This window comes from uncultured Virgibacillus sp., from assembly GCF_947495635.1.
Taxonomy (GTDB): Bacteria; Bacillota; Bacilli; order Bacillales; family Amphibacillaceae; genus Virgibacillus; species Virgibacillus salarius.
Genome location: NZ_CANMAB010000020.1, coordinates 19,368 through 40,810 on the forward strand (window position 1 = coordinate 19,368; position 21,443 = coordinate 40,810).

General features: G+C 37.3%; 22 protein-coding genes. 10 read left to right on the plus strand and 12 right to left on the minus strand.

Features of this window, described 5'->3' with window-relative positions; all coding sequences use genetic code 11:
- Nucleotides 1–93: 93 nt before the first annotated feature.
- On the minus strand, nt 94–2,211 hold the full coding sequence (locus tag Q1A47_RS06640) for a heavy metal translocating P-type ATPase (RefSeq protein WP_121605837.1): 2,118 nt from the start codon (nt 2,209–2,211) through the stop codon (nt 94–96).
- Nucleotides 2,180–2,566, minus strand: a complete 387-nt coding sequence (locus Q1A47_RS06645) for a metalloregulator ArsR/SmtB family transcription factor (protein WP_121604379.1) — start codon at nt 2,564–2,566, stop codon at nt 2,180–2,182. Before Q1A47_RS06645 ends, Q1A47_RS06640 begins: the two co-directional genes overlap by 32 nt.
- Before the next feature lie 156 nt (nt 2,567–2,722).
- On the opposite strand from Q1A47_RS06645, the gene Q1A47_RS06650 reads away from it, so the two are divergent.
- Complete coding sequence (locus Q1A47_RS06650; protein WP_026680066.1) at nt 2,723–2,968, plus strand: hypothetical protein; 246 nt, start codon at nt 2,723–2,725, stop codon at nt 2,966–2,968.
- 96 nt (nt 2,969–3,064) lie between these two features.
- On the opposite strand, the gene qoxD is transcribed toward Q1A47_RS06650, so the two are convergent.
- The 4 genes from qoxD to qoxA are packed head-to-tail and all read right to left on the minus strand — an operon-like array spanning nt 3,065 to nt 6,905.
- Nucleotides 3,065–3,349: a cytochrome aa3 quinol oxidase subunit IV gene (gene qoxD, locus Q1A47_RS06655; RefSeq protein ID WP_026680065.1), complete on the minus strand. Its 285-nt coding sequence runs from the start codon at nt 3,347–3,349 to the stop codon at nt 3,065–3,067.
- Nucleotides 3,350–3,946, minus strand: a complete 597-nt coding sequence (gene qoxC / locus Q1A47_RS06660; protein WP_166529839.1) for a cytochrome aa3 quinol oxidase subunit III — start codon at nt 3,944–3,946, stop codon at nt 3,350–3,352.
- Nucleotides 3,939–5,891, minus strand: a complete 1,953-nt coding sequence (qoxB, locus tag Q1A47_RS06665; protein ID WP_026680063.1) for a cytochrome aa3 quinol oxidase subunit I — start codon at nt 5,889–5,891, stop codon at nt 3,939–3,941. The genes qoxC and qoxB overlap by 8 nt, the downstream gene beginning before the upstream one ends.
- Before the next feature lie 39 nt (nt 5,892–5,930).
- On the minus strand, nt 5,931–6,905 hold the full coding sequence (qoxA, locus tag Q1A47_RS06670) for a cytochrome aa3 quinol oxidase subunit II (protein ID WP_034678523.1): 975 nt from the start codon (nt 6,903–6,905) through the stop codon (nt 5,931–5,933).
- Between the two features lie 331 nt (nt 6,906–7,236).
- Here qoxA and Q1A47_RS06675 point away from each other — a divergent pair, with 331 nt between their 5' ends.
- From Q1A47_RS06675 to Q1A47_RS06685, 3 genes are read left to right on the plus strand one after another with little or no spacing between them, the layout of a single operon-like run.
- Nucleotides 7,237–8,046 carry a helix-turn-helix transcriptional regulator gene (locus Q1A47_RS06675; RefSeq protein WP_026680062.1) on the plus strand — a complete coding sequence of 270 codons (810 nt, stop codon included), beginning with the start codon at nt 7,237–7,239 and terminating at the stop codon, nt 8,044–8,046.
- Between the two features lie 43 nt (nt 8,047–8,089).
- Nucleotides 8,090–9,232: a hypothetical protein gene (locus Q1A47_RS06680; protein ID WP_226983604.1), complete on the plus strand. Its 1,143-nt coding sequence runs from the start codon at nt 8,090–8,092 to the stop codon at nt 9,230–9,232.
- A 21-nt stretch (nt 9,233–9,253) separates the two neighbouring features.
- Entirely contained in the window at nt 9,254–9,688 is a 435-nt protein-coding gene (locus tag Q1A47_RS06685; protein WP_026680060.1) for a VOC family protein, read from the plus strand.
- 76 nt (nt 9,689–9,764) lie between these two features.
- On the opposite strand, the gene Q1A47_RS06690 is transcribed toward Q1A47_RS06685, so the two are convergent.
- Entirely contained in the window at nt 9,765–10,631 is an 867-nt protein-coding gene (locus Q1A47_RS06690) for an aminoglycoside 6-adenylyltransferase (RefSeq protein WP_026680059.1), read from the minus strand.
- Nucleotides 10,632–10,770: 139 nt separating this feature from the next.
- Here Q1A47_RS06690 and Q1A47_RS06695 point away from each other — a divergent pair, with 139 nt between their 5' ends.
- Genes Q1A47_RS06695 through Q1A47_RS06705 form a run of 3 tightly spaced genes read left to right on the plus strand, consistent with a single transcriptional unit; the run spans nt 10,771 to nt 14,136 of the window.
- The gene (locus Q1A47_RS06695; protein WP_166529840.1) at nt 10,771–11,712 is read left to right on the plus strand and encodes a MoxR family ATPase; all 942 of its coding nucleotides are present in this window, start codon (nt 10,771–10,773) and stop codon (nt 11,710–11,712) included.
- Between the two features lie 2 nt (nt 11,713–11,714).
- Nucleotides 11,715–12,914, plus strand: coding sequence for a DUF58 domain-containing protein (locus Q1A47_RS06700; protein ID WP_026680057.1), 1,200 nt, complete (start codon nt 11,715–11,717; stop codon nt 12,912–12,914).
- Nucleotides 12,915–12,927: 13 nt separating this feature from the next.
- Nucleotides 12,928–14,136, plus strand: a complete 1,209-nt coding sequence (locus Q1A47_RS06705; protein WP_166529841.1) for a DUF4129 domain-containing protein — start codon at nt 12,928–12,930, stop codon at nt 14,134–14,136.
- Nucleotides 14,137–14,579: 443 nt separating this feature from the next.
- On the opposite strand, the gene Q1A47_RS06710 is transcribed toward Q1A47_RS06705, so the two are convergent.
- The 3 genes from Q1A47_RS06710 to Q1A47_RS06720 all read right to left on the minus strand — a co-directional run bounded on the left by Q1A47_RS06710 (nt 14,580) and on the right by Q1A47_RS06720 (nt 17,186).
- Nucleotides 14,580–15,635: a saccharopine dehydrogenase family protein gene (locus Q1A47_RS06710; RefSeq protein WP_166529842.1), complete on the minus strand. Its 1,056-nt coding sequence runs from the start codon at nt 15,633–15,635 to the stop codon at nt 14,580–14,582.
- Nucleotides 15,636–15,666: 31 nt separating this feature from the next.
- A complete protein-coding gene (locus Q1A47_RS06715) occupies nt 15,667–16,575 on the minus strand; it encodes a DMT family transporter (protein WP_026680054.1) in 909 nt (302 codons plus the stop codon).
- A 149-nt stretch (nt 16,576–16,724) separates the two neighbouring features.
- Nucleotides 16,725–17,186, minus strand: coding sequence for a MarR family winged helix-turn-helix transcriptional regulator (locus Q1A47_RS06720; protein ID WP_026680053.1), 462 nt, complete (start codon nt 17,184–17,186; stop codon nt 16,725–16,727).
- Nucleotides 17,187–17,670: 484 nt separating this feature from the next.
- Here Q1A47_RS06720 and Q1A47_RS06725 point away from each other — a divergent pair, with 484 nt between their 5' ends.
- A complete protein-coding gene (locus tag Q1A47_RS06725) occupies nt 17,671–19,215 on the plus strand; it encodes an ABC-F family ATP-binding cassette domain-containing protein (protein WP_026680052.1) in 1,545 nt (514 codons plus the stop codon).
- A gap of 313 nt (nt 19,216–19,528) precedes the next feature.
- Here the strand turns inward: Q1A47_RS06725 and Q1A47_RS06730 are convergent, their stop codons facing one another.
- Entirely contained in the window at nt 19,529–20,068 is a 540-nt protein-coding gene (locus tag Q1A47_RS06730; RefSeq protein WP_166529843.1) for a short-chain dehydrogenase, read from the minus strand.
- 19 nt (nt 20,069–20,087) lie between these two features.
- Nucleotides 20,088–20,855: a GNAT family N-acetyltransferase gene (locus Q1A47_RS06735; protein WP_026680050.1), complete on the minus strand. Its 768-nt coding sequence runs from the start codon at nt 20,853–20,855 to the stop codon at nt 20,088–20,090.
- Between the two features lie 85 nt (nt 20,856–20,940).
- Between Q1A47_RS06735 and Q1A47_RS06740 the strand changes: the two genes are divergently transcribed.
- Entirely contained in the window at nt 20,941–21,144 is a 204-nt protein-coding gene (locus Q1A47_RS06740) for a hypothetical protein (protein ID WP_162986345.1), read from the plus strand.
- 84 nt (nt 21,145–21,228) lie between these two features.
- The gene (locus Q1A47_RS06745; protein ID WP_162986344.1) at nt 21,229–21,381 is read left to right on the plus strand and encodes a hypothetical protein; all 153 of its coding nucleotides are present in this window, start codon (nt 21,229–21,231) and stop codon (nt 21,379–21,381) included.
- Nucleotides 21,382–21,443: the final 62 nt, after the last annotated feature.

Sequence of the window (21,443 nt, forward strand, 5' to 3'; positions counted from 1 at the left end):
AGGTGTTGTCAATAGAATTTTTGAATGTCATCGCAATAAAAATTACCGATCATTTAAACTTGAACAACTCAAGAAATCATATAGATGGATTTATTATTTTGCATTCATTAACCGTAATGAATTTAACACAACAATAAGCGTCGCTCCCATATCCGCAAATATCGCAATCCACAGAGTCAACCAGCCTGGAATAACTAAAAGCAATGCAACTAATTTTAAAACGAAAGCGAAGATTATATTTTGTTTAATTATCTTCAACGTTTTTTTGCTTAACGCCATTGTATAGGGAAGCTTATCTAAATCATCCGACATCAACGCAATATCTGCTGTTTCCAATGCTGTATCTGTTCCTGCCCCGCCCATAGCAATACCGATATTAGCTGCTGCTAATGCGGGAGCGTCATTAACACCATCACCTACCATTGCAACACTTCCATATTGCTCACGAACCTGCTTAATCGCTACTAGTTTATCTTGAGGCATAAGTTCTGCTTTTGTCTCTGTTATACCAATTTGTTGAGCAATAGCTTTTCCGGTAGCTTGATTATCACCTGTTAGCATTACCGTACACTTGCCTAATTGAACAAGTCTTTCAATGATGGAAGGACTGTCTTTTCGTATTTGGTCGGCAACAGCGATTAATCCTTCAATCCTCGCTGGTGTTCCAAGTAGCATAACTGTTTTTCCTTCTGATTGGAGTTGTTGGATTTTTTGTTCTGTCTCAACTGGTAGCTTTATCATATCTTTAAATAAAGCTGGACTACCTATTATATATTGCTTACCTTGGACTACTGCTCTTGCCCCTTTTCCAGTAAACGATCGAAAATCAGTTGCATCCCATGTTTCTACCCTTTCTTCCTTCGCCTTACGTATAATCGCTGAAGCAAGCGGATGCTGCGAATATGATTCAATCGCCGCTGCAAATGCAAGCACATCACCATCAGTCATGGCTCCAATTGATACTACTTCTGTTACGACAGGTTTCCCTTCTGTAAGTGTACCAGTCTTATCAAAAGCAATTACTTGGAGTTTACCGGCCTCTTCTAGATGAATACCGCCTTTTATTAAAACACCTTTACGGGCTGCATTACCGATTGCTGTTACAATTGCTACTGGTGTTGATATAACTAATGCACATGGACAACCTACAACAAGGACTGCTAAACCACTGTATATCCATTCTGACCATACCCCTCCAAATAATAATGGAGGTACAATAGCAATTAGCAATGCAATAATAAGAATTACTGGAGTGTAATACCTCGCAAATCGGTCAACAAACTGTTGGGACGGAGCACGCTCTGCTTGTGCCTCCTCCACCAAATGAATAATCTTGGCAATTGTTGTATCTTCTGCAAATTTTGTTACGCGAATTTCCAGCGACCCTTCTTCATTTAATGTACCTGCGAATACTTCCTCTCCAACTGATTTATATACGGGTATCGATTCACCCGTTATAGCAGCTTGATTAATGGATGATTCTCCCGATACTACTTCCCCATCCATAGCAATCTTTTGTCCTGGTTTAATAACCATAATATCACCAATCTGCACATCCTCAACATCTATTTCAATCAAGGAGCCTCCACGTTTAATAGTAGCACGGTTAGGAGCAATATCCATTAGTGATTGAATGGATTTCCTTGCTTTATCCATTGAATATCCTTCTAGCGCTTCACTTAAAGCGAAAAGAAAGACAACAACGGCACCTTCTGCCCACTCCCCAATTATGGCTGCACCAATAATAGCGACTGTCATTAATGTCTTCATATCAAATTGCAGCTTGACAAGATTTTTAAATCCAATTATGAATAAATGATAACCACCGGTTAAAATCGCTACAGCGAACATTCCAACAGTTAAAGGGTTGTTTTCTCCTAGCTGGAAGAACAGTGTATATCCGATAATTGTAAAAAGCAGAGAAAGCATAGAGGCTATATTGTCACGTTTTTTCCAGAACGGCCGTTTGGGTTTCGTTCGTTGTCGCTCTGGGTATAATTTAATCCCATCGAACGCCCCTGCTTTTTCTAATTGCGCAATAGAAGCTGCTCCTTGTACCGTAATTTTGGATGCACCAAAATTAAGCTGCACATCATCTACACTATCAATAGCACGAATATTCTTTTCGAACTTTGCGGCACAATTCGTGCAGGATAAGCCTTCTAAACGATAGACCTGTTTATTCTCCACTTCCAACACCTTCTTTTGCATGCACAGTAGCAATTGTTACTAATTGATGAATATGTTCATCCTCCAACGAATAAAAAACCAACTTTCCTTCTTTCCGATATTTTGCTAATCCCATATTCCGTAATAGCCTTAAATGATGAGAGGCTGTTGCCTTAGTACAGCCTATGATATGAGCAACATCACAAACACATAATTCTTTTTCTAGTGTAAGTGCATACGCAATTTTTAAACGTGTTGCATCAGCAAGTGCTTTAAAAATCTGCTCCACGCCTTCTACTTTATTTATTTTTGGCTGCATTCGATTTACCTTATCCTCATCAAAACAAAACGTTTCACATGTATCATTAGTGGAATTTACACGTTTTTCCGTAACCATTAAGAACACCTCATTCAAATAATCATTTGATTGTTTGACTATAGTGTATGGAAACAATACCTGTTTTGTCAATTATACTTTTTAACAATTTTTCATAAAGTATTTGACAACTTTGTGAACAAGGTGAATAATATAAGTATAAGGAGGATGAGCGAGATGGAAATAAATGAAAAAATGCTAAATGCCGTTAAGTACGTAGGGGCAACTGTATTATTCATTGGAATTGCACTATTTGCATATGGATTTTTCGTAAGCGGATACAGTGTGGTTACCGGCATTGGCATTGGCACAATCATGGGGGCAGTGTTTATCTTTCTAATGGGTATATTCTTCGTAGCAACAGAAGAAGTAATAAAGAAACGAACAAAGAAGATCGAGATTAGTAAATCCTACCATAAATAAAAGGAGTGTCTATCATGACACTCCTTTTATAGTTATAACTGATTTTTTAGGCACCTGATCTACCCTAATATGCTCAGGTATCAATAGCCGTTATTCTTATACATAACCCCAAATCATTGCCAATAGCGTACCAAATACCGTAAGTACAGCAATGATAATACCGTAGTACACACTTGTATAAATCGCACCTTTATCTTCAGATTCACCAGCGTGCATAAATACGACTAATTGCAATGCTGCTTGGGCAAATGCGGTAATAAGCAGGATCGTCAACCCAAGAGCAAATGACATATCCAAGATATATACTAACAGCGCGACGCTAGTCAAAATCAACGAGAAAACAAAGCCCATCACATGCTTAATCGGGAATAATTCTTTCATTTACATCATTCCTTTCAAATAAACGAAGCTGAATATAAAAATCCAAACAACGTCTAGGAAATGCCAGTAAAGAGAGAAAATAAATGATTTATTAGCTGTTTCTGGAGTCAGTCCTCGTTTAATCACTTGAATCATTATCATAATTCCCCAAAACAACCCAAATGTTACGTGCGCGCCGTGTGTACCTAATGTCGTTAATAAAATAGATGTGAATGCACTAGTCTGTATACCAGCACCTTCATGGACATAATGAATAAACTCATACACTTCAAAGCTCAAGAAAGCAGCACCAAGTACTAATGTAATGATGAAAAATGTCATCATTGCCTTCTGTCTACCGAGACGCATAGCATGAACACCTAAACCAATTGTAAAACTACTAGTTAATAATAGAAGCGTTTCTGCAAGAACTGGGGAGATTTCAAATATCTCGGCACCTGTTGGTCCAGCTCCTGTACTACCTTCCAACGTAAAATAGGAAGCAAATAGTGTTCCAAACAACATGATTTCTGCTCCAATAAATATCCAGAAACCTAATATATTCATACGTCCTTGCTCTGTACTATATTCAAGCGGTTGCGTGTTATCCTTATTCATTTCTAGCACCCCGCAATTCCGATTCAGTTCTTTCAATTTCCGCAACGGAAATATGATGCCCATGATCTTTCTCAAATGAGCGATGAAGCATACATGCAAATATACCAATCAATGAAACTACCGCTGTAATCCACATGCTAAATACAAAGGCAAATCCAAAGATGAAGAAAAACACACTCATAACAAATGGTACACCACTATTATTAGGCATATGAATTTCTTTATATCCACCTTTAAATAATGTATGACCATTTTTCTTGGAATCCCAGAATGCCTGACTAGAATTTACTTGTGGTGTAATGGCAAAGTTGTACTCAGGTACTGGATTATGTGTTGCCCATTCTAATGAACGTGCATTCCATGGATCATCGCCAATATCTCTTGATGCATAACGTGTACTATAGTAAATATTGTATACAATGAGGATAAACCCAACTGCAAGACCTAAAGCTCCAATGAATGAGAGCATATTCCAAAATCCGAAGCCAGTAGATTCAGAGTACGTGTACATACGACGAGCTTGCCCATCTAATCCAGAAATAAACATTGGGAAGAAGGCAAGGCAAGTTCCGCCAGCAATAAAACCAAACGCCCATCTACCAATTCGTTCATTTAACATAAACCCAAACATCTTCGGCCACCAGTACGTAAGACCAGCAATCATCGCAAAGACAACACCAGGTATAATTACTAAGTGGAAGTGTGCTACTAAAAACATCGTATTATGATATTGATAATCAGCAGCTGACATTCCAAGCATTACACCGGTCACACCACCTATGGTAAAGATCGGAATAAACCCTAACGAATACAACATAGGTACAGTAAACTGAATTTTTCCTTTCCACATGGTTAACAACCAGTTAAAGATCTTAATTCCAGTCGGGATCGCAATAGCCATAGTAGTAATGGAGAAGATACTATTAACCATTGCTCCTTGACCCATTGTAAAGAAATGGTGTACCCATACGACAAAGGAAAGTAAGGAAATAATGACCATGGAAGCGACCATGGAATTGTAACCATATAAATTCCTTCGAGAGAAAGTAGAGATTACCTCACTATAAATACCGAAAGCTGGCAGAATCAAAATATAAACCTCTGGATGTCCCCAAACCCAAAACAGGTTAGCCCAGAGCATATCCATTCCGCCATCTGTCGTTGTAAAGAAATTCGTTGCAAACAAACGATCCATAGTTCCCATCGCTAATGCAACGGTAAGAACTGGGAAGGCAAATACAATAATGACGTTTGTAATTAACCCTGACCATGTAAACATCGGCATTTTCATAAGCGTCATACCAGGTGCACGCATTTTAAGGATCGTCACAATAAAGTTAATACCTGTTATTAACGTACCAAGCCCGGATATTTGCAGAGCTAGCATGTAATAATTTGTCCCGACAGACGGACTTAGCTCATCTCCAGCAAGTGGAAAATAAGACGTCCAACCTGAGCTTGGTGATCCACCAATGACAAAGGAAAGGTTAAATAACATTGCACCCATAAAGTACAGCCAAAAACTAACTGCATTTAATCGAGGAAAAGCAACATCCCTTGCACCAATCTGTAACGGTATAACAAAGTTCATTAATGCAATGATAAATGCCATTGCCATAAAGATAATCATAACGATGCCATGTGTGGTGAATATTTCATTATAATGCTGCGCGTCCAGCAGTGCGTTCTCTGGAACAGCTGTCTGTGCTCGCATCATTAATGCATCTACCCCACCTCTAAATAGCATTAGCAAGGCGGATATTAAATACATAATTCCAATTTTTTTATGGTCAACGGTTGTAATCCATTCCCGCCATAGATACCCCCATTTTTTAAAATAGGTAAGACCAACTACGATTGCTATTGAAGTGAGGACAATAGCAACCATAGCAGCATATATCGCAGGACTTGGATGTGGGATCATAAAACGTTCAAAAAAGTCCATTTTTCTTACTCCTTTCCGGATAACCCGATGTACTAAATCTTAATGATGATCTTCTGTGTGCTCATTTGTCTCATCTGCATGACCGGAATCCGAATTGTGTTGTTCATGTTCATCCTGCTCTACACTAGAATCACCTTCATGTTCACTATGATCATCTTCCGAGGTAGAACCATGATTATGTCCACCATGATGACCTTCTGGCGGAGGCATAAATTCTAGGTGAGTTCCAGTAAATGTTAATTGACCCAGGTGCCCTGGCTCCAGCAATTCATCAAATTTATCTTCAGTAAGTGGGTCTGCAGTTTGTTTAACTTCATCAACCCATTCATCAAATTCTTTTTGAGGCATTGCTTCTACACTAAATGTATTCTCAGCGAATCCTTCACCACTAAAGTTTGCATTTCTACCCATATATTCACCTGGTACATCTGCACCTAAATGAAGGGTAGTAATCATATCAGACATAGCATATTTTTGACCACCAAGTTGTGGTATCCAAAAACTAGTTATCGGCCCATATGAATAGAGTCTAAATTCAAGCGGTCTATCTGTTGGTACATATAGATAATTTACTGTTTCAATGTCCTGTTCAGGATAACTAAAATGCCATTTCCAATCGGATGAAGATGCATATACAACTAAAGGTTCATCATTCTCGTATCCTTCTGGAGTTGCTTCCACTTTGTAGTTACTCTGGACGGAGATAATGGATAAAACAATTACAATTAGTACTGGAATCCCTACTATTAGTGATTCAACAATAATATTTCCTTTAATATACGGTGGTTCATATGAATCTGGTTGTTTAGATGCACGATATTTAAATAGTATATATACTAGCATTGCAAATACTACAATTACGATCACAGCCATAATTGCTATTGATATCCAAATGACATTGGCTTGTGTTTGCGCCTGTGGCCCTTTTGGATCCAAAACTAACAATGGCTCACAACCTGTTAGCACCGCTAATAATGTGAATAGCGATGCTAGTATCGCCCATTTAATCTTCATAAAGAGATACCCTCCCCTGCATGTTGTTGATATGAAATGTATTGAAATATTTTTGTTACATACTTCACAAAATCCATTCATCTATCTTAATACCATATACGGTGAAAAACAATAGAATGTGCTGGTTGTCAGAAAATGTTCACGGAGTTTGGTACAAAAAAATGAACATTAATTGAATAAAATATGTCAATACGTAAAAGGAAATATTAAGTTACCTTCTCTTTCCTAGCTAAGCTAGCATGGAACTATATAGAGATACGGTATATAATAGAGCAAAATCGAATCATGAAGTTGTCCTATCTGCGAATTATTCCTTAGAGAGGGAAATAACATGCGAAATTATTATCCTTTACAACCACCAATCTTTGAAAAGAGCCTAGGAAACCCAAACTATCAATATCAAGAATATTTACCTAGTAAGCTTTTATCTGATTATGTTGTATGTTACTGGTCTGTCCATTACCATCCGTTAGATACCTATCCATTACATCGAATTGTTCCAGACGGCTGTATCGATATTATATTCGACCTTCAATCAACTTCCTTAGCAAAGGGCTCCTTTGCTGTCGGCTTAATGACCACATTTGAAACAATGAAACTCAGGCAAAAACAAAACCTGTTAGGAATTCGTTTTTATGCAGATACGGCACGCCGATTTATTATGTATCCTCCCGCCGAATTAATGGATACCCAAGTACTTCTTGAGGATATATGGGGGCAGGAGGCTTCGCTTTTGCAGGAAGATTTGCTATTGTCGAAAAACCTTCCAGAGAAAATTAACAAAATTGAAATGAAGTTAGTAAAGCTTTTATCAAAAAATACACATCGCACAGATTTATTACTAGAAACAAGTATGCAATACTTGTTTACAAATCTGGGTATCTTCCCCATACGCACACTAGCAGAAAAGACCCATTTTAGTGAAAGAACGATTAGAAGGGTCTTCAAGAAGGAATTAGGTGTCAGTCCTAAAGCATTTTCTAATATTATTCGATTTCAAAGTTCATTAAAAGAACTACATGATAATCCCTCATCGTTATCTAACATAGCAGCAAATTATGGTTATTACGATCAATCGCATTATATTCATCAATTCAAACGTCATTACGGCCAGTCACCGAAGCAGATTCTATTAAAATAAAGGAAGACTTCAATCCTTGGGGATTTTATTTATTCCCCAAGGATTGGTAGTACCACAAGGGTATGCCCTAAAGGCTCTAGAACCAATCGGACATTTACTGGCAATTGATTCCACACTTAGCCTTATTGGTTTCACTTTATTCCCTGAAGTAGGGGGCTTACTGCCAGTTATATGCGGGGTAAAACTTAGATTCGATTGTCCGTTTTTTACAATAACGTACATTCATTCTTATGCTATTATGTGTTTACCACAATATAAAGGAGTGAACACGATGACAAAAAAAATGGATATAAGTTCTTTCAAGCTCGCTCAACATTTTATGAAAAATCATGCAAGACCACTTGAACGAGCACTTTATGAATACGAGTTTGAAGCTACTAATTATAAAAAAGCACTCCAAGAATTAATTGCTTTTCAAAATCCAGATGGAGGTTTTGGTCATGGACTGGAACCAGATCTTCGCTGTAATGAATCCTCTGCATTAGCAACGACATATGCACTTGGAATACTTGGGGAATTACCTGCATTCGAGGAAAAAAAGAATGTTGTTTGCCAAGCACTTGACTACTTTATCACTTCTTATCAAGATGATCATACGGGATGGGATATAATTCCAGTCGAGGCAGAGCGATCCCCACGTGCAATCTGGTGGCAATATGGTGTATTCTCCGACAATTGGGGTAATCCAAATGCAGATATTGTAGGTTTCTTCATACAATATCGGGACCTAGTAACTTACGAAAAACTTGATATGCTCATTGATTATGCAATTCAGCATTTATTAGAGACCTGTGATTTAGCAGAGATGCATGAACTTTTCTGTTACCTTCGCTTATACGAACAGCTTAAGCTAAATACGAAGAAACGTACAAAAATCGAGGATAGGCTACAGCGCTTTATTAATAATTGTGTCATTGCAGATCCTGCAAAGAGAGAAGGATATGTGGCAGGACCATTACAAATTATTGATTCGCCCAAATCAACACATTATCGTAAATTCGCCAATATACTTCCAATGGAACTAGATCATCTAATAGGTCAACAGGCAACCGATGGCGCATGGGCACCTAACTGGGAATGGCACCAATATGAAAACGATTGGCCCATAGCAGAAAAAGAATGGAAAGGCATACTCACATTACAAGCATTACGAATATTAAGGAATTTTAAGTATCTTCCTATATAATTTGTTCTGGAGGTAGGAAATATGAAACCATCTATAACTGTTCTTACATTGGGCGTAGATGATCTAGAACGCTCACTTCAATTCTATCGGGACGGCCTTGGACTACCTACAGAAGGCATTGTTGGTAGTGAGTTTGAGCATGGGGCAGTTGCTTTTTTTGAATTGCAGGCAGGAATAAAGCTCGCTATCTGGAAACGAACGGATATTGCACACGAAGCCAAGATAGAACTAGGTGAACCGAGTTCAACAGAATGTACAATTGGACATAATACTAAAAGTCGTGAAGAGGTTGATGAAGTTATGGAACAAGCTAAAAATGCAGGTGCTATCATAACAGACCCTGCTCACGATACATTTTGGGGTGGTTATTCTGGTCACTTTCAAGATCCTGATGGGCACCTTTGGGAAATTGTTTGGAATCCAGCATGGGAATTGGAATATAACCGATATGAGTAAATTTATGGCAGAGCTAAGAGCTGTCCAATGACAGCTCTATACCTAAACATGAAATTATTCCTTTCCGTGTGCATTCTTAAATTTCAGTGGCATCATTAGGCAATTTCTTTACATGTTGTAGAAATTCGAGCACTTGTTGTGCTTCTTGACGAGGATATGTAAAATCATATACGTTTGCCACCAGCTGTGATGTTTTTTCAAACAACTCACACATCACAAACAATGCTCGCCAGCATGAATCATTGTTCCCTTCAGGATATGTTTGTAATAACTGATACCACGTATCTTCCTGCAAGTATCGCTTTAAATATTTACCGTTTTTTCCAACACTTATCTTAAAGTTTGTTTCTATTCCGACATGCCACTCTAACATTTTACGTAGCATCGATCGAACAAGATTCATATGATCCATCGCATAAAGCATTTCGCAACGCCATAACCCTTTTGCCACATAAGTTGTTACCCACCAAAATTCGTTGCAACAGTCAGCGAAGAATGCAGCTGTTGGTGGCTTTACCCAATAATCCTGATCGGTTGGAAATGGTAGTTCTGAGATACGATTATCTTTATCTAACACTATCTTCGTTAACGAATCTTCATTTAGATAAATTTCCATCTCCTCAATGGGTACTAATGTAAGATCAATTCGATTACCATCGGTAAATAACATTAAATAGGAAAATCGATTTCCCAATTCTGGAGGAAACAGCTTCATATCTTCAGGTGTTTGCATAATTATCCGTTCACCAAACACATCAATCCAACCTGTGTCTTTCATAAAAGATTGTATGTCATTTACTAAAAAAGCAATATCATAATCCATAAATGGATCGACTGGTGCATTCGCATTTGTACGCGAACCATTCATTCCTACAGCACGTATACGATTATCCGCTTTAGCAACAGCTAATACTAGATTCATTATTTGATCCACAGAACGCAACTTATCTCCTCCATTCTAAAATACTTTAAGTATAACATCTTTCGTTTAAATAGTTAGAAAATATGGAAAAAAGAAGTTTAGTAGTGGTATAATAGTCTCAGTTTAATTTTTTGGATTCTATCACTCGGAGGTACATAATATGATCGAAAAAGTAAACAGAGCAAAAGAAATACTAAACCAAGTTATTATCGGACAAGAAAAAGTCGTTCATCTTATCTTTGTTTCATTATTGGCAAAGGGACACATCTTGCTGGAGAGTACGCCTGGTTCTGGTAAAACAAAACTTGCTAAGTCCTTTTCCAAAATAAGTAATGTGGATTTCAAGCGTGTTCAATTTACCCCAGATGTTTTGCCTAGCGACATTACTGGTATCCAATTCTTTAATCCAAAGTCACAGTCATTTGAAATGAGGATTGGCCCCATCCAGACTAATGTATTACTAGTGGATGAAATTAATCGTGCCACTCCTCGTACGCAATCAAGTCTATTGGAAGTCATGGAAGAACAACAAACAACCATTGAGGGAGAAACCATTCATATAAATTCTCCTTTTCTCGTAATTGCAACACAGAATCCAATTGAATCGAATCAAGGTACTTTCCCGTTACCCGAGGCCCAATTAGATCGTTTTTTAATGAAGATTCCTTTACAATACCCAACAGCAGATCAGGAGAAAAGCATTTTGTCTACAAATCAGTTGAATGACCCAATTGCCAATATTCAACCGTTGTTACAAGCAGAAGAAATAATTAAGATGCAACGGGAAATTATGCACGTAGAAGTATCAGATGTCGTGAAGGATTACTTATTAGAGATTATTCAGGAAACGAGAACCCACCCTGATAGTATACTAGGTGCAAGCACACGTGGAGCACTAGCCTTTATGCGAGCAGCCCAAGCACATGCTTATTTACAAGCTCGAAATTTTGTTAATCCTCAGGATATAAAAGAGTTGGCACCATATATACTTTCACATCGAATGATGCTTACACTAGAAGGATCGATTAAAAAATCTAGCCAAGATGTTCTGTACGAAATCTTAGGACAGGTTAACGTACCTGTGGAATTGGAGTCTCACTAATTATGCAATGGCAAATAAACACTACTGATAACAAAGTGAAAATACGAGGACTGTTAATTATTTTAACTCTCATACTGGTTATCCTAAGTGTTTGGATAAAACAGCCTTTTATCTTCATGTTCGCTGGAATGATCTTATTGCTTATCTTTCTCGGATTGATCTATGATAGGAATATTGCAAAGGGACTTATCATAGAGAATCCTAAAAGAACACTCCGCTTAACAGAGGGAGAAGAAGCCACTATTGAAATTGTACTAAAAAACAAGTCTTTCCTTCCCTATTTTAACGGTACATTCGAGATGCAAACAAACCAAAAGGTAGCTGGAACAAACAAGGAAATAGCAGCAGAAAGAATGAGACGCATTTCCTTTCGTGTGCCCTTTGTATTAAAAGGGAAAAGTTCTGTTAAGCTAGCTATACCGATTAAAGCGATGGAACGTGGTGTCACAGGTGTTTCTAATGTTGGTATCGTATTTCCTCACCTCCTGAATTTTGAAGCTATACACTTGACGTACCTTCAAAAATATCAAACAGAGATTATTATCTATCCAACCCCATTGCCCGTACATGGAATGGAAAGCTTTAAACAGATGACATTCGGAAACCAGGCGACCTTATTGTCGCCATTTGAGGATCTCCTTCACCCGCTCGGCACTAGGGATTATATACCGTCAGATTCCTTTTCTCGAGTACATTGGAAGGCATCAGCCAAAAGAAACAAATTACAAACTAAAATATATGAACGCAACCGTAATATTTCATGGACCATTTTTGTCAATATTTCCTTGACTTCGCAAATTGGCAATCGCTATACCAGTGGAGATCTAGAGTCCATCATTTCAAAAGCAGCTTTCCTTTGCCAAAGTATTACCGAGCAAGGGTATCCTTTCTCCATTTATATTAATTTGAAACAGTATGGGAATAAACCCTACCATGTTGAGTTAAATCAAGGTAATAATCAGCTAAAAAAAGTATGGGAAATGCTTGCCCGTGTAGATGGAGTAACTTCTAATATAATGAAAATGGAGGAAGTGCTGCATCAGGCTACAACAAAAATGGCAGATTCAAATTTAATTGTCTTCGTTGGTGAAATCACATCAGCTAGTGAATTACTCATTCGAAAATGGAATACACAAGGCAAGAGGTGTTATTTTATTGCAGGATCAGAGGAGAGTAACACCCTCCAACAAATTCCCAAATGAGGGGTTTTAAAACATGTGGATAAAAACTAAAATGACAAAATACTATCAGTTATTCTATGAAGGAATTCTTTTGTACTTTATTTTAGTCCCTTTTTTTGTACAGTCTGCTTTTCCCGTCCCTTCATGGAGTCTCATTATTGCGGTAGTACTGCTCATCATCATTCAGACTACACTTAGTAAATTTATGAACAATCAAATCTTCTTTATTGTTTCAATCAGTATAAACTGGGCAATATTAGTGTTGATATTTTCGTATCCTATTTTAATTAGCCTTGCTTTTTCGCTATATATGACGTGGAGATTTTTCAAACATCAACAAGTCCCTGATGCACAAAACCAGATTCATATAATCACATGGTTAGCTTTCTTTTTTCTGATTGATTCCGTTTGGTTTTTTGACACTACTCACTTCTGGATGGCAGCTGTACTATTATTCATTCTAATTGCTGGGTATGTTTCAAGTCATATTCAAGCCAGTCAGCAGCAGTCCCTCAGTTCCTTACAATATATCGTCGGAATTTTCATTGCAATTTCAATCATCAGCGTTACCTTGTTCTTTATGTTTTATGGAGTAGTACCAGTAATTAGCTTCCTTTGGTTTGGTATAAGCCAAGTAATTGTTTTCATCGGTACTATCTTCGCAAATGGTATAGACATAGCCGGATTCGACCCTGAATTCTTTCAAAACAACAAAAAAGAAAATTACGAAGAAATGGTAGCAAAAATGGCAGAAGAGGATAATCCGTTCGAAGCATTAAAAAATTTAGCAGCTGACGGAGGGCAATCATCTTACCCTTGGCTTTGGCTAATCGGCGTAACTTTGGGAGCAATTTTAGTTATTTCCCTGTTTTTATACTATCGTAAGAAACCTGTTTTTACGTACAAACAGGAAAATATACCGCCGTTTACCTCCACTCCTTTAGATAGTAAAGAGAAAAATGCAAATAAAAAGAAAGGTCGATTTCTGACGCCATTTCGTACAAATTCACTTGATCAAGTTCGTCAGCAGATACTAAAATTTGAAAAAAAAGCACAGAAAAAAGGTATTGGAAGAAAGCCGACCGAAACAATCGAAGAATGGTTTCAACGTTTAGGCGTACAGCATGCACCACTTTATCTTTATCAAGCCGTACGGTATGGCGGTAATCATTTAACAGATAAAGAAAGAAAAACATTTGAAGCGCATTTACAGAAGCTTCAATCAGATCTGGCTTTAGACTAATCTTTGTCAACAATCTGTTTTGCAGCTCCTATAGGAACAAAAATCGACAGAAACGAGTATAAAAGTGCCCAAACACAGCGAAGCGGTTCCGGAAATATACTTCGCATTCCTCTGGCGGCTGTCAGCCCTCCCCTTGCTAGGCAATACATCGCAAGCAGAAAAAAGCGCTCGTCTTTTCTAGGAGTCTACATATAGTTCCGGGCTAGTACATTGTGTTTTGGAATGGACCATTTTAGTTATGTCCCGTTCCCTTTTCAAAAAAAGCTGTTAAAATACTAGATTTGAATTGGTTATACACAAGCACTATTATTTTCTACAGTAAGCTCATGCTAAGGACGACATCTTCTGCTTGCAAAATATTATTTTTCTGTTGCTTTCTACTTCTGATATGACTGGTTATAGCTATTGGTAGCCTTTAAATTAACTATTATTTCTATATTCAGTTAACGAACATGGGGTGCTATGACATCTGGATAGAATGAATCTATGTCAAAAAGCTCTTCCAGATGATAGATTCCATTCAATCCTTTCATAGTGTATAGTTTTTCTGTAAGCTTAGCTGCTATCTTAGCAGTTAACAAAGCTTCTTGCCGACCTTGAATGCTACACTCCGCTTTCACTCTTTTACCACTAACCTCTCCAAATGCATCGATTTTCAATGCATATAACTCCTTTCCCCATCTGATTTTACTGAAAAGCCATACCATCACTTTTCGTATAGATTGATATTTTATTAAACGAAATATTCCTACTCGTTTAAGTAACATGATTACATACGTTATAACTTTGGAATCAAAGCATAGTCGAGTAGATACAGTGGGTATCTGCAAGGTATGAGGAAGGGAATTTTGATCTGAAAAATAAAAACGATATCCCTTTCTTTCTCCAAGCTCCTTACCAAAATATGTAGTTTTCCCACTGCTAAATGTGTCCACATTGACCTTTTCCCAATTTGAATAAACCTGAAATCTTGTATTCAGATTATCTATTGTCCATTCAATCGCTGCCCTACCATGTCGATCTCCCAATCCTAGCATGACATATATATCCATTTCCTCTGTATTATCTAGGTAGCTTTTTGTATGACGAGCTAATAGATTTGTAAGTCCTGGGGCTAAACCAACGCTTAACACTGCAGCTGTTTTATGATTCATTGCTTCTGTTTGTAGTTCTTCGATACGCGATAGGAATGAATGATTTGCAGAAATATCAATATAATCTACGTTATTTGCAAAGCAAGCCTGTATGAAACCTGTATCTTTTTGATCAAGGCACATTACTACTATCCTTACTGTTTCAAATAAATCTGATGGTAACGACTTTGTTATATCTAATTCAAGAGGTATCACCGAGCCATTTGTTGTACTGCAAAATTCTCTTGCTTTACTAAAGCTTCTTCCAGCGGCGATTACTTTGTCAGGATATAAATTCTCCAGCTGTTGGCAAATCAATCTTCCTACATGGCCATACCCACCTACGACAAGTATATGGTCCTTCATATTGTTTCTTCCTTTCTCTTTTATAAAATGGCTAGATATGAATTACAATGAGTACTGTTCCAAGGAACATCATTGTTATGGTTATCCAAGTATACTTGGTAACTGAATCAATCCCTCTAAAAATTACTGTGGTTAGGAATATAGTTAGTATTGGTTCAGCAGCCGCAATAACACTTACATATGAAACCTGCATTCTTTGAGTTGCTAGGAAGAAGAACAACGGACCTATACTTGTTAATACACCAGAAATAAGGTAGTAAGGATTAATTACCCTAACATTTTTCTTTATATTAGTAATAAACTCTCCACGAATGGATTGATAACAAATAACGAAAACTAAAGAAGCCAGTGTCCCCACCCATACACCAAAAAAAGCATCATTCATTTCGATTAAACCTTGTTTTCTAATTCCTTGGCCAACTCCGAAGATCAAGGCAGAGAATACCGCTAATCCAAATCCCATATACGAATACCTTTTTGGATCGCGTTGGTGTTTCGATGCTTCTATCCTATTCAATCGAAACCCCTCATTTAATACTCCCGCAAGTAATAGAACCATACCAATTCCCGGTAATAATGTAATCTCTTCATTAAGAAAAATGAGAGCAAATATAGTTGTAAAAATAGGAGTAGAATTTCGAATAGCAGAAGCCTTCGATGGACCAATATAGGAAATACTTGAAAACAATGTTAGCCTACCTATTCCAGTAGTACACAATCCCGCAAGTAAAAAGAAGAAGAAAGCTTCCCATGAAAAATGAAAGTCCCACCCCCTTAACCCCATTACAATGAAACAAAGAACACCTAATAAAATTACATTTATCAGAACTGTTATAAACAAGCCGTTATCACTATGAGGAGCTCGCTTTATTCCTTTCTTTACAACTACATTGTTAACAGCAAACATAAAGGCTGATAAAATAGCAAAAATAACACCCATAGTATACTCCTCCTTTAAAAATAAGATTGAATTAAAAGACACACCATGTAGTCTTAAAATGGACCCGCAAGTTTTTTAGTTTAGCTTCTAAACTAAATGTTTAAAAAAATTGCAATCAGCAGTTTTTGATTGCCACTGATTGCTCGTGACTATTCACCATCATTTTCTTCGTTTAATATACTCGTAAATGTTTTTACACATTTTTCAAAAATGGCGATTTCGTCTGAACTTAATTGTTCTCTCAGCTTTCGATAAAAATTCTGATGCAGTCTCCTATGTGCCTGATATGCTACTACTCCCTTTTCTGTTAATGAAATCTCTACAGCCCTTGAATCCTCAGGGTGTGGGGTTCGACACACAATCCCCTTCTTCTCTAAACGCCCTACAACCTGTGTAATTGCACCTTTTGTCACTCCCAGTCGATCAGCCAATTGACTCATTAGTATATTTCTGTCTTCTCCAATTGCATCTACTGCATGAATCTCACTTGGAGTCAAAGTACCCGCATCACTGAAGGTTCGAGGATTACGTTCCAGGCGTCGAAGTTGAAAGATTAACTTACCAATACTATGGCTACTATCCTCTAATTGCTTATAATTATTATTCTTCATACCAATTAGTATAGATACTAAACTAAATAAATGCAACTATTACCCATAATTATATTTTTAAAGGTCATGTTAATAATCACAAAGTGAGAACCTAGTTTTTGTCTAGCCTATCTAACCTAAAACCCTAAACCAACGTCTCCCATAATACTACAACTAGGCTTGCGTTTGAGAACCAATCGTGGTAATCTGGATGTACTATGATTAAAGGAGTGAAGGTTATTTATGTTTTTATCTGCTGTGCTTCAACTTGCTATTGCCTAAATACGGGATACGTATGCCCATTTTTAGCAAGCCAATCGCAAGTTACAAGCAGCGGATAAACACCTGAACTCATTGGATAACCATGGTGTATACTTTTTAAGTATTTACCATTTATACACTGGGCAGGGCGTCCATACGCTCTGTCCAGTTTTTGTTTCTTATGGTATATCCCTCCTTGTACTTGCTGGCTTTTAGATAAAATTAACAAGGAGCGAAAGGTATTATGAGTTTATTAGATGTAAATGCTTTGACACATGGTTACGGAGATAAAATAGTATTAAAAGATGTATCATTTCGCCTGTTAAAAGGGGAACATATCGGGTTAGTTGGACCAAATGGCGCAGGCAAATCTACCCTCTTTCAACTGTTAACTGGAGAATTAATTGCTGATGAGGGAACCATCGAATGGCATCCTAAAGCACATATCGGTAATCTCGAGCAACATATTCATTTAACTTCTGGAACTAGTATTCGTCTATTTCTACAAGGAGCATTTCAAACATTATTTGATGCAGAGAAGGAAATGGAAGACCTTAGTGAACAAATGGCGAATCCTCATACTGATAATTTGGATAACATATTGAAACGGTATAGTGAACTACAAACCTTGCTCGATCAACATGATTTTTATACCATTCCAGCTTCTATCGAAGAAGTTGCTGCAGGACTCGGACTAACCCAATTAGGACTAGATAGAGATGTGAGTATGTTAAGTGGTGGACAGCGTACTAAATTATTACTTGCTAAGCTGCTTTTACAGAAGCCCGATGTACTTTTGCTTGATGAGCCAACAAACTATTTAGATACTGCACATATCGATTGGTTAACCAATTATTTACAAGCGTATCCCTATGCATTTATCCTAATCACACATGATACTCATTTTATGAATGAGGTCGTTCAGGTGATCTATCATTTAGAACATAAAAACTTAACAAGATACACAGGAAACTATCAACAATTTTCAGCGGCCTATGCATTAAGAAGGCGACAAATTCATTTACAATATGAAAAACAACAAGCAGAGATTCAAAAGCTTGAAACATATGTACAAAAAAATAAAGCACGCGCATCGACTGCCAAGATGGCAAAAAGTCGGGAAAAAAAGCTACAAAAAATGGAACGTCTGGATAAACCGACAAATAATCCCAAACCAATGTTTTCATTTACCGTATCTCACCAACCAGTCAATAAATTACTGCAAACTGAAAATCTACAAATCGGCTATGATAAACCATTGTTTTCCAATGTAAATTTAAAATTGGAGCGTGGTGAAAAAGTAGCGCTTGTTGGACATAATGGAATTGGAAAAACAACCACATTAAAAACATTACTTGGTGAGTTAACAGCACTAGATGGTTCCATTACCATCGGCGAGAGGGTTTTACCAGCATATTTCGAGCAGGAAATGCCGTCCATTGCCAAAACTACTGCATTAGAAACAATTTGGTCAGCTTTTCCACACTTAACACAAAAGGAAGTACGACAAAACCTTGCAAGATGCGGACTCAAAACCGAACATATCTTCCAACCACTCTCTTCACTTAGTGGAGGTGAACAAACAAAGGTCCGTTTATGTAAATTAATGTTAGCAAAGAGTAATTTCCTCATTTTGGATGAACCAACGAATCATTTAGATGTTGTAACAAAGCAAGCACTTCAGGAAGCACTAGAAAACTATACGGGAAGTGTTATTCTTGTATCCCATGAACCTACATTTTATGAAAATTGGATAACACAAGTATGGAACATGGAGCAGTGGAGATAACACATTTGTAATGATTTGCTATTAAGGAAACATCACTTGCATGAGAGCTAAGCTGACTAATGACCGTTGACATGTTATGTATTGACAATTAAAAACAAAAACTCCCAGCTAAGAACAGAAGCAGAGACAAAAGAATGAAGAAACAATAAAAAGCGAAAAGATAATTAGTTTAAATTAATTATCTTTTCGCTTTTTGATTAAAATCATTCATTTAGCACCCGAAATAAGCGAGACTCCGGCGGGAATAGCAGGCGTCCGAAGATCCACGTGGTAACATGTTTTTCTTCACCAAGTTACTCCCCACTACTTATGGTCATTTGTCACTAGGCTCTACCTGTCCAACAATATGTAACATTGTATTTCTTTCCTGCTGAATACCTTCGATAACACCTTGGCTTATCTCTTGATTTGTCAGCCATCTTGAATAGTTGCTTACGACCTTAAAGCCCAATTGTATTTGGCGATACTGACAATTTGCTGGCACATATAAATAATCCTTTATTCGTTCACTATCTGCACTACTATTAATGATATGAAAGAGCTGCCAATCCGATAATTGATCAGTAACTACTTTAATGATTGATTCTTTGGCATCTGACCTTACCCAAGCAACGACTTGTTGTATCGGACCGAGCATCAAAATTGCTGTTTTAAGTTGTTCCTCTAGTTTCTGTATTTGCCGATAATTAACATAGATCGGATATATATGTTTCTGCTGTTTAGTAGAATGCTTTATACGTTTTACTTTTTCTTCCTCTCTAGCAATCACAGAAACATAGTTTGACTGATTAGCATACCAGCTCACTACATCTGCTAGCATCCCTGTTCCGCCTACTACCAAAACATGTTTCATGGAATGATTTCCCTCCAGGTTATTCATCTTTTTTTAGATCAACCTTTTGTACTTCATATTGGAATCCGAGATAACGATAATTTTGGCGAATATACATTTCTCTCGGAGTATCCTCACCATCAGCAACTAATATAATGGTTTTATTAGGGAATTGATCCATTACAAACTTTTGTAATCGCTGAGCAATTCCCTTTTTACGAAATGCCTGGTGCACGTGTAACCCATCGATTTCAGCAGTATCTTCTTTTATGATTACTTCCAACGAACCGACAGCTGTACCCTGATAATATGACATAATTTGCATAAACGTTTCATCTTGAAAATGCCGTCGATATAGAGCAGGTTTTGCCTTTGCAAATTCTTCACCGAATTCTAAATCCTGTTCATATTGTACCTGTAAATAGTCATCGAAGTTTACTTCCGATACGATTCGTATCGTAATATCGGGATGATTATCTGTAATAGGAAATTGTTCTGGTTGAATAGCATATAACTCTAAATAACCATACTCAAAAGATTGATGATGAAAAAACTGAATTAATTCTTCTGATGGCTTACGATTTTCAGGAAAATAAAACTTAACATGCTTCTGTCCATTTTTCTGGTGAAATTCCTTCAAATACGTTGCTGCCTCTATAAACTCTTGTAGCGTGGGCATTCGATGAAATTGAAGATAATTACTATCATATTGAATTAACATCTCTGGGTTATGATAATGCGAATACAATTCAGTTCCCACTACCAGGTGACTTTCCGTATAAATATCATTAAAGCTTATTTTTCGCATCTCTTTTCTCCTAACAATCCCTATTTTTCCTTACGTTAAAAAAAGTGAAACTTCAATCAGTGGGGTTTTGTTTATCCCCCACGGATTGTTCGTACCACAAGAGTATGACCTAAAGGCCTTTGAACTAATCGGACATTTACTGGCAGCAATCGATCCCCAACTTACCCATATTGGTTTCACTTTATTCCTTGAAGTGGGGGTCTTACTGCCAGTTGTATGCGAGATAAATCACAATATCTATTATACAAAAATAATCATACAGTTTGATAAAATTATTGACTACCTATAGAATCAAGTTAACTTGAGACTCCTATTCATTTAGCTATCTTAAAGTGAAACTTCAATCAGGGAGGGTTTATTTATCCTCCACGGATTGTTCGTACCACAAGAGTATGACCTAAAAGCCTTTGATCCAATCGGACATTTGCTGGCAGCAGTTGATCCCCAACTTACCCATATTGGTTTCACTTTATTCCTTGAAGTGGGGGTCTTACTGCCGGTTGTATGCGGGATAACAAAAGCGTAAGTACCCAATTAGAAACGTAGCGACTAGAGCGAGTCAACGGAGATAAAGGAATCACGGTGTTA